The organism is Rhodanobacter thiooxydans LCS2, from assembly GCF_000264375.1.
GTDB lineage: Bacteria > Pseudomonadota > Gammaproteobacteria > Xanthomonadales > Rhodanobacteraceae > Rhodanobacter > Rhodanobacter thiooxydans.
Genome location: NZ_AJXW01000112.1, coordinates 1 through 3,577 on the forward strand (window position 1 = coordinate 1; position 3,577 = coordinate 3,577).

The following is a 3,577-nucleotide window of genomic DNA, read 5'->3' on the forward strand; positions in this document are numbered from 1 at the left end:
ATTTGTGTGATGGCTAACGCTGGAGTTAAGCGGCGGCGCAGCCGTCCGCCTTGAACGAGATGTTAGGCACCAAACGCACGACCACAAGTTTCACGGATGGTTGACCAAACGAATTGTGATGGGGAGATTCGTAGGTTGTCTACTTGCTCCCAGTTCGGTGTGGCGGATTGCGACTGGCAGAGACAGGCTTGGATGTTAAGGAAGAACTCGCGTCCATCCCAGCCGAACTTGAGGCGTTGATGCGCAGTGCCGACAACAATGGAGAAGCTACCCATTAGAAGCAAAGTGTAGCGATGTTCTAGAACGGCAGCACCTTGACTGGTCATGAGCGCTTGTAGCTCATGGAGCTGCGCGATGTGTCTTTCTGCGGACGCCGATATGTCTGTCATTGATGCCTAACGCTGGAATTGAGCGGCGGCGTAGCCGTCCGCCTCGAATGAGATGTTAGACGTCTTTGAACGATGCCGAGGCACTGAGCGGCTTGCTGGCGATGGCTACGGCCGCTGCGGTAGCCCTGATACGAAACGGAACTATAGCCAACAGCGCGACATTGATAATTAGCGGAATTACGGCAGGCTTTCCGGCCGTGAACGCCAATATGGATAGTGCGATAGAGATACCAGCAGGGATAGCTACAGGCCACCAACGGATGTCGTCCTTGAACCAAACACGATAGGCGCCCAACGAATAGAGCGCCCCAAGTAACAATCCGAAGGCAAGAACACCAATTGTTCCAAGTGTCGGAGTTGCTATTGCGCTGCCGAAAGAAGCGAAGGCACCCATGAAGTTGGAAAACGCGGAGTAACCCATAAGCCCAAAGACGGCCACTGTAAGTTTTCGCACGCGGTCATCTAGGACGCGCCGTTGAGTTCGGAGCGCGATTTCGGCGCGATGACTATTCTCGATGTTGATGTCACTCATGTACCGCCCCCTGTGGCGCCTAACGCTGGAATTAAGCGGCGGCGAAGCCGTCCGCTTGGATGACTGGTTAGGTGCCACAGCGCGTTACGCTACGCCGTTGAACCCGAGGTCGTAAAACGTCTTAGTTTTTGGATTGTATTTGAGTTCGAAGTAACAAGTGCCGCCGTCTAGAACTTGCACGAACCGCTTGGCCGCATATGCGTCAGGCGACTCACAGAAGGCGTTGATGAAGATGAACTTGCCGTCTGCGCTGCCGCGACCTTGATACTGAAACGAGTAGCTTGACCAAGATTGAAGCTCACGATGCTGGTCACTCGCGCGAGCGACTACATACTGCTGCAGCGTTGCTCGCAGCTGCGCTGCAACATCTTGATCGGGAGTCCATGTGCCGCCGGCTATGGGAAACCAAGAGCCGACGAGGAATGTTGTGACGATGGCGAGCGAACTTCCCATGGCACCTAACGCTTGAGTTAAGCGGCGGCGAAGCCGTCCGCCTTGAACGAGTTGTTAGGCAGCGGGGAACCTGCCTATGAGACAAGGTTAAGCAAAGCGTAGCAAATTGGAGCGGATAGAAAGCCAATAAAATATCGGCCGTACAAGTTGGATGGCTTGGGAATCAATGCTAGCGCCGTGCCCGCTAGAACAAGCGCCAGATAGACAACGAAAGACATCACCCACACAGCCGAAAAGGGAAACCTACCGGAAGGCTCTGCCGGCGCGGAAAAGTACGACGCTGCGATGAACGCATAGGCGAGTAACAACGGCGTCACAGCCCCCAGCAAAACGACGGCGAACTTCCGTATACGCGGCACGAACGCCACGACAACGATTGCTGCCAACGGAACACCGAGCTCGAACGTCACGGCACCAAGGGTCAAGTAGGTCTCAGAGATGTCCATAGCTCTTGTGGCCTAACGCTTGAGTTGAGCGGCGGCGGAGCCGTCCGCCTCGAACGATTGGTTAGGCACGGGCCAAGAGCTCGCGGATGTTCGTAAAAGCGAGCCAAACCATACCCACCCCTATTGATAGCCATGCTGCGACGCAACCCCAGAATACTTTTGGGCTTTGCGCCTGGACCACTATGAAGCTCTCACGCTTGCTCGGAAACGTCACGGCCCCGTCAATGATGCCGATGATGCCTGACCAAAAACCCACGCTCGCCATGAGAAGTACGAGGAGAACAACAAGCCAGTGAAACGAGGGGCGCATATTTGATGGCCTAACGCCTGAGTTAAGCGGCGGCGAAGCCGTCCGCCTTGAACGAGTGGTTAGGCAGCGAGCTCACGATGGTTCGCCGCCTGGAACCACCAGGGTAATCGCCTGAAGTACAGCCGCAATGGCGGCAGCTAATGCGGCACGCTTGTTCCACTTGGTTTGAAGCTCAGCGGTGCGAATTGCATCCCAGCTATGGTCCCCGTTGTAGAAGACAACAGCCGACTTGTCGCCTGGACGATCCGGCTCATGAGGCACTTCTGCTGCGCTAGCCTTGTACCAAAGGAGTGCCGCTATGACTGCTGCCAGTGCGGCGAGAGAAGTAAAAATTGTCTTCATGATCGCGACCATCCCTGTTGACGCCTAACGCTTGAGTTAAGCGGCGGCGAAGCCGTCCGCCTTGAACGAGTAGTTAGGCCTTGCTGGGGAGCAAAGCCAACGAAGTGGCTACAGCAAAGAACCAAAGCAAAAACGGCGCGAGCATGCTCCAGAAGACCGCGTGCCAGTACCTAATTTTGTGGCGTATCCAGGGCAGAGCTGCCCGAATGAAGACAAGGAAAAATACCAACAGCACAACCGGCGGATAGAGCCATCGGGATAGCGATGGCGTGTTCGAAAGGAATGCGAGCGCCACGGGAAACGCCCATGCCGGGAGAAAGTACGACCAGTACTGACGAGCGGTGCTGAGCAGGGTACCCGGCGAAGTCATTGTTCGTTGAGCCTAACGCTTGAGTTAAGCGGCGGCGAAGCCGTCCGCCTTGAACGAAATGTTAGACCTCTGACCGTAGCGGCTCACTGAGGTCGCGAACACGCACCGCCTCCTTGCCGCGAAACTCATACTCTCCTGCCAGTATTACATCCCGGTAATCGCACTTCAGTTGGTCGATTTGTCGTGCCAACTCAAGCAACTCGCCACCGCTAGCAACCAATGCGCAACGGAGTATGCGTACATCCGGCGTTGTGCCGTCATGGAGTTTCGCCGCCTCCAACAGGGAGAGCGCCTCCACTCGCCGCGCTGGCGGAAATGAAGCTGTAGCAAAGGAAATGAGATCCTGGGGAAGTTTCATAGAGGTCTAACGCTTGAGTTAAGCGGCGGCGTAGCCGTCCGCCTTGAACGAAATGTTAGGCCCGCGCGCGAGCCACCAGTGCTGCGATGAAGACAAGTTGTACCAGAACGACGCTCGTGTAGAACCGCCAGCCAGGCGCGGAGGAACCGCGTGCGGCCACAACGGCGTATGCCTTGGCATAGAAGAATGAGTAAGGAATGAGTGCAACGAACGCGAAGAGGATGCTCCAGAGTGCACCCATGGTCATGGAGCAAGCAATGACTAAGATGAACATCGGGATGCCAAGTAGCTGCATGCGCCGAGTCTCTTGCTTGCTCAGCTCCGTATACACAAGCATCCGTAGCTCTTCCTTGCGGGCCTAACGCTAAAGTTAACCG

At 55.7% G+C, this 3,577-nt stretch carries 4 protein-coding genes; all 4 read right to left on the reverse strand.

Annotated elements, in window-relative coordinates:
- Nucleotides 1-444 precede the first annotated feature (444 nt).
- On the reverse strand, nt 445-921 hold the full coding sequence (locus UUA_RS19495) for a hypothetical protein (RefSeq protein ID WP_153022954.1): 477 nt from the start codon (nt 919-921) through the stop codon (nt 445-447).
- A gap of 84 nt (nt 922-1,005) precedes the next feature.
- Complete coding sequence (locus UUA_RS17730) at nt 1,006-1,374, reverse strand: hypothetical protein (protein WP_039954452.1); 369 nt, start codon at nt 1,372-1,374, stop codon at nt 1,006-1,008.
- An 828-nt stretch (nt 1,375-2,202) separates the two neighbouring features.
- A complete protein-coding gene (locus UUA_RS19500; protein WP_153022955.1) occupies nt 2,203-2,472 on the reverse strand; it encodes a hypothetical protein in 270 nt (89 codons plus the stop codon).
- Between the two features lie 783 nt (nt 2,473-3,255).
- Nucleotides 3,256-3,537, reverse strand: a complete 282-nt coding sequence (locus tag UUA_RS17750) for a hypothetical protein (protein WP_008439428.1) — start codon at nt 3,535-3,537, stop codon at nt 3,256-3,258.
- Nucleotides 3,538-3,577 lie beyond the last annotated feature (40 nt).